Origin of the sequence: Xanthomonas sp. BRIP62409 (genome assembly GCF_003992965.1) — a bacterium.
Classification (GTDB): Bacteria; Pseudomonadota; Gammaproteobacteria; order Xanthomonadales; family Xanthomonadaceae; genus Xanthomonas; species Xanthomonas euroxanthea.
Map to the genome: position 1 here is coordinate 1 of NZ_QEZJ01000029.1, position 5,872 is coordinate 5,872.

General features: G+C 53.7%; 1 protein-coding gene, 2 tRNA genes and 3 rRNA genes. All 6 read left to right on the forward strand.

Annotated features, from left to right (window positions below):
- On the forward strand, positions 1-230 hold a 230-nt coding region (locus EO170_RS21650), incomplete at its 5' end, for a hypothetical protein (RefSeq protein ID WP_206514035.1).
- A gap of 232 nt (positions 231-462) precedes the next feature.
- Positions 463-2,009, forward strand: a 16S ribosomal RNA gene (locus tag EO170_RS17650).
- Positions 2,010-2,103: 94 nt separating this feature from the next.
- Positions 2,104-2,179, forward strand: a tRNA-Ala gene (locus EO170_RS17655).
- A 19-nt stretch (positions 2,180-2,198) separates the two neighbouring features.
- Positions 2,199-2,275, forward strand: a tRNA-Ile gene (locus EO170_RS17660).
- Between the two features lie 227 nt (positions 2,276-2,502).
- Positions 2,503-5,383: ribosomal RNA gene (locus EO170_RS17665) — 23S ribosomal RNA — on the forward strand.
- Between the two features lie 127 nt (positions 5,384-5,510).
- Positions 5,511-5,625: ribosomal RNA gene (rrf, locus tag EO170_RS17670) — 5S ribosomal RNA — on the forward strand.
- The 16S, 23S and 5S rRNA genes sit together here with 2 tRNA genes alongside, the layout of an rRNA operon.
- Positions 5,626-5,872: the final 247 nt, after the last annotated feature.

Sequence of the window (5,872 nt, forward strand, 5' to 3'; positions counted from 1 at the left end):
AAGGTGTTGACGAAACGAAAAAGCCGGCTATGATGGGCGGCTCGCTACACGGAAAGATGCTTCGGCAGATTGAGGTGCAGCGGCGGCAACTTCCTCTTCACGAGGGGTTGACGAAGATGAAAAGCCTGCTAATATGGCCGGCTCGCTTCGCAGAAAACCTTCGGGTCGAAACGAAGCAGCGTCAACCACCTCGAGATGAGGTGTTGACGGCAAGAAAAAGCCCGCTATAATGGGCGGCTCGCTTCGACGGAAACGACGAAGCTGACGGGAACGGCGCTGAGGCCACTTCCCAATGTTCTTTGACAGTGTGCGCAGGTAATTTGTGCGGACGCCTGCAGGAAGGATGATTGTCCATCTTGCAGACGTTTAATCAAAAAGCAACATATTAATTGCTTTGCAAGCGATAAGTTGTCAGTGGTTGAACTTCTGCAGCTAAAGTATTTGTCTTCGGACATGTAATTTTAAGTGAAGAGTTTGATCCTGGCTCAGAGTGAACGCTGGCGGCAGGCCTAACACATGCAAGTCGAACGGCAGCACAGTAAGAGCTTGCTCTTATGGGTGGCGAGTGGCGGACGGGTGAGGAATACATCGGAATCTACTCTTTCGTGGGGGATAACGTAGGGAAACTTACGCTAATACCGCATACGACCTACGGGTGAAAGCGGAGGACCTTCGGGCTTCGCGCGATTGAATGAGCCGATGTCGGATTAGCTAGTTGGCGGGGTAAAGGCCCACCAAGGCGACGATCCGTAGCTGGTCTGAGAGGATGATCAGCCACACTGGAACTGAGACACGGTCCAGACTCCTACGGGAGGCAGCAGTGGGGAATATTGGACAATGGGCGCAAGCCTGATCCAGCCATGCCGCGTGGGTGAAGAAGGCCTTCGGGTTGTAAAGCCCTTTTGTTGGGAAAGAAAAGCAGTCGGTTAATACCCGATTGTTCTGACGGTACCCAAAGAATAAGCACCGGCTAACTTCGTGCCAGCAGCCGCGGTAATACGAAGGGTGCAAGCGTTACTCGGAATTACTGGGCGTAAAGCGTGCGTAGGTGGTGGTTTAAGTCTGTTGTGAAAGCCCTGGGCTCAACCTGGGAATTGCAGTGGATACTGGGTCACTAGAGTGTGGTAGAGGGTAGCGGAATTCCCGGTGTAGCAGTGAAATGCGTAGAGATCGGGAGGAACATCCGTGGCGAAGGCGGCTACCTGGACCAACACTGACACTGAGGCACGAAAGCGTGGGGAGCAAACAGGATTAGATACCCTGGTAGTCCACGCCCTAAACGATGCGAACTGGATGTTGGGTGCAATTTGGCACGCAGTATCGAAGCTAACGCGTTAAGTTCGCCGCCTGGGGAGTACGGTCGCAAGACTGAAACTCAAAGGAATTGACGGGGGCCCGCACAAGCGGTGGAGTATGTGGTTTAATTCGATGCAACGCGAAGAACCTTACCTGGTCTTGACATCCACGGAACTTTCCAGAGATGGATTGGTGCCTTCGGGAACCGTGAGACAGGTGCTGCATGGCTGTCGTCAGCTCGTGTCGTGAGATGTTGGGTTAAGTCCCGCAACGAGCGCAACCCTTGTCCTTAGTTGCCAGCACGTAATGGTGGGAACTCTAAGGAGACCGCCGGTGACAAACCGGAGGAAGGTGGGGATGACGTCAAGTCATCATGGCCCTTACGACCAGGGCTACACACGTACTACAATGGTAGGGACAGAGGGCTGCAAACCCGCGAGGGTAAGCCAATCCCAGAAACCCTATCTCAGTCCGGATTGGAGTCTGCAACTCGACTCCATGAAGTCGGAATCGCTAGTAATCGCAGATCAGCATTGCTGCGGTGAATACGTTCCCGGGCCTTGTACACACCGCCCGTCACACCATGGGAGTTTGTTGCACCAGAAGCAGGTAGCTTAACCTTCGGGAGGGCGCTTGCCACGGTGTGGCCGATGACTGGGGTGAAGTCGTAACAAGGTAGCCGTATCGGAAGGTGCGGCTGGATCACCTCCTTTTGAGCATGACGTCATTGTTCCTGTCGGGCGTCCTCACAAATTACCTGCATTCAGAGATTCATACCGGCACAGGTCGGTATGCGAAGTCCCTTTTGGGGCCTTAGCTCAGCTGGGAGAGCACCTGCTTTGCAAGCAGGGGGTCGTCGGTTCGATCCCGACAGGCTCCACCATATTGAGTGAAAAGACTTCGGGTCTGTAGCTCAGGTGGTTAGAGCGCACCCCTGATAAGGGTGAGGTCGGTAGTTCGAGTCTACCCAGACCCACCACTCTGAATGTAGTGCACACTTAAGAATTTATATGGATCAGCGTTGAGGCTGATACATGTTCTTTTATAACTTGTGACGTAGCGAGCGTTTGAGATATCTATCTAAACGTGTCGTTGAGGCTAAGGCGGGGACTTCGAGTCCCTAAATAATTGAGTCGTATGTTCGCGTTGGTGGCTTTGTACCCCACACAACACGGCATGTGACCCCGAGGCAACTTGGGGTTATATGGTCAAGCGAATAAGCGCACACGGTGGATGCCTAGGCGGTCAGAGGCGATGAAGGACGTGGTAGCCTGCGAAAAGTGTCGGGGAGCTGGCAACAAGCTTTGATCCGGCAATGTCCGAATGGGGAAACCCACTGCTTCGGCAGTATCCTGCAGTGAATTCATAGCTGCTGGAAGCGAACCCGGTGAACTGAAATATCTAAGTAACCGGAGGAAAAGAAATCAACCGAGATTCCCTAAGTAGTGACGAGCGAACGGGGAGCAGCCCTTAAGCTGGAATGGCTTTAGAAAAACAATCTGGAAAGATTGGCCATAGAAGGTGATAGCCCTGTATTTAAAAGGGCCACTCCAGTGAAGACGAGTAGGGCGGGGCACGTGAAACCCTGTCTGAATATGGGGGGACCATCCTCCAAGGCTAAATACTCCTGACCGACCGATAGTGAACCAGTACCGTGAGGGAAAGGCGAAAAGAACCCCGGAGAGGGGAGTGAAATAGATCCTGAAACCGTGTGCGTACAAGCAGTAGGAGCTCGCAAGAGTGACTGCGTACCTTTTGTATAATGGGTCAGCGACTTACTGTTCGTGGCAAGCTTAACCGTATAGGGGAGGCGAAGGGAAACCGAGTCTGATAAGGGCGCATAGTCGCGGGCAGTAGACCCGAAACCGGGTGATCTAGTCATGGCCAGGGTGAAGGTGCCGTAACAGGTACTGGAGGCCCGAACCCACGTCTGTTGCAAAAGACGGGGATGAGCTGTGATTAGGAGTGAAAAGCTAATCGAACCCGGAGATAGCTGGTTCTCCTCGAAAGCTATTTAGGTAGCGCCTCGGACGAATACTACTGGGGGTAGAGCACTGTTATGGCTAGGGGGTCATCGCGACTTACCAAACCATTGCAAACTCCGAATACCAGTACGTACTATCCGGGAGACACACGGCGGGTGCTAACGTCCGTCGTGAAAAGGGAAACAACCCAGACCCACAGCTAAGGTCCCAAATTCACTGCTAAGTGGAAAACGATGTGGAAAGGCATAGACAGCCAGGAGGTTGGCTTAGAAGCAGCCACCCTTTAAAGAAAGCGTAATAGCTCACTGGTCGAGTCGGTCTGCGCGGAAGATTTAACGGGGCTAAGCAGTGAACCGAAGCTTGGGGTGCATAAAACTTGTTTTATGCGCGGTAGAGGAGCGTTCCGTAAGCCTGCGAAGGTGGATTGAGAAGTCTGCTGGAGGTATCGGAAGTGCGAATGCTGACATGAGTAACGATAATGCGGGTGAAAAGCCCGCACGCCGAAAGCCCAAGGTTTCCTTGCGCAACGTTAATCGACGCAGGGTTAGTCGGTCCCTAAGGCGAGGGCGAAAGCCGTAGTCGATGGGAAGCAGGTTAATATTCCTGCACCTCGCGTGAGTGCGATGGAGGGACGGAGAAGGTTAGGTGTACCGGGCGTTGGTTGTCCCGGGGAAAGGCGGTAGGTTTGGATCTTTGGCAAATCCGGGATCCTTTAAGACCGAGCACCGAGACGAGCCTTTATGGCAAAGTCACTGATACCACGCTTCCAGGAAAAGCTCCTAAGCTTCAGCTCACGAAGACCGTACCGTAAACCGACACAGGTGGGTAGGATGAGAATTCTCAGGCGCTTGAGAGAACTCGGGTGAAGGAACTAGGCAACATGGCACCGTAACTTCGGGAGAAGGTGCACCCTTTTTGGTGGCTCATGCGAGCTATAGCTGAAGAGGGTCGCAGAAACCAGGCCGCTGCGACTGTTTATCAAAAACACAGCACTCTGCAAACACGAAAGTGGACGTATAGGGTGTGACGCCTGCCCGGTGCTGGAAGGTTAATTGATGGGGTCAGCCGCAAGGCGAAGCTCTTGATCGAAGCCCCAGTAAACGGCGGCCGTAACTATAACGGTCCTAAGGTAGCGAAATTCCTTGTCGGGTAAGTTCCGACCTGCACGAATGGCGTAACGACAGCGGCGCTGTCTCCACCCGAGACTCAGTGAAATTGAAATCGCTGTGAAGATGCAGCGTTCCCGTGGCAAGACGGAAAGACCCCGTGAACCTTTACTATAGCTTTACACTGAACGTTGAGTTCGTCTGTGTAGGATAGGTGGGAGGCTATGAAACTGTGGCGCTAGCTGCAGTGGAGCCATCCTTGAAATACCACCCTGTCGTGCTTGACGTTCTAACCTAGATCCGTTATCCGGATCAGGGACCGTGTATGGTGGGTAGTTTGACTGGGGCGGTCTCCTCCTAAAGAGTAACGGAGGAGCACGAAGGTACGCTCAGCGCGGTCGGACATCGCGCACTGTGTGCAAAGGCATAAGCGTGCTTGACTGCAAGATCGACGGATCAAGCAGGTACGAAAGTAGGTCTTAGTGATCCGGTGGTTCTGTATGGAAGGGCCATCGCTCAACGGATAAAAGGTACTCCGGGGATAACAGGCTGATACCGCCCAAGAGTTCATATCGACGGCGGTGTTTGGCACCTCGATGTCGGCTCATCACATCCTGGGGCTGTAGTCGGTCCCAAGGGTATGGCTGTTCGCCATTTAAAGTGGTACGCGAGCTGGGTTCAGAACGTCGTGAGACAGTTCGGTCCCTATCTGCCATGGGCGTTGGAAGTTTGAGAGGGGCTGCTCCTAGTACGAGAGGACCGGAGTGGACGAACCTCTGGTGTTCCGGTTGTCACGCCAGTGGCATTGCCGGGTAGCTATGTTCGGAAGCGATAACCGCTGAAAGCATCTAAGCGGGAAGCGCGCCTCAAGATGAGACTTCCCGGGGCACAAGCCCCCTAAAGGAACCATATAGACTATGTGGTTGATAGGTCAGGTGTGTAAGTACAGCAATGTATTGAGCTAACTGATACTAATGATCCGTGCGGCTTGACCATATAACCTCAAGTTGCCTTGGTCCCAACGAACGTTGGTAGATCACCAAACGCAAGCTACGTCACAAGTTAACTATGCGAGACTGGGCGCCTTAATCCGTTTCTTGGATGGCGACGCTCCAACCGTCTCCCTGGTGAAATTAGCGCTGTGGAACCACCCGATCCCATCCCGAACTCGGAAGTGAAACGCAGCTGCGCCGATGGTAGTGTGGCTCAAGCCATGCGAGAGTAGGTCATCGCCAGGGGCTTTACCCGAAACCCTCAGTCCAACAGGACTGAGGGTTTCTTTTTGTCCAAAATCCGCAACGTAACCGCCAAAAACACCGCGCAAGGACGCACGCTGACCAGCGGATCCGCATCCGCAGGCTCGACGCTCAGGCTGAGCCAGGCACTGGGGCCAGGGCTCGCGCCTGGCGCTTGTGTTGAAGCAGCACGCGCTAGCAAGGCCGAAGGGTCTGAATGTCACCGCAGAACCCGGACCGGCAAGCCGCA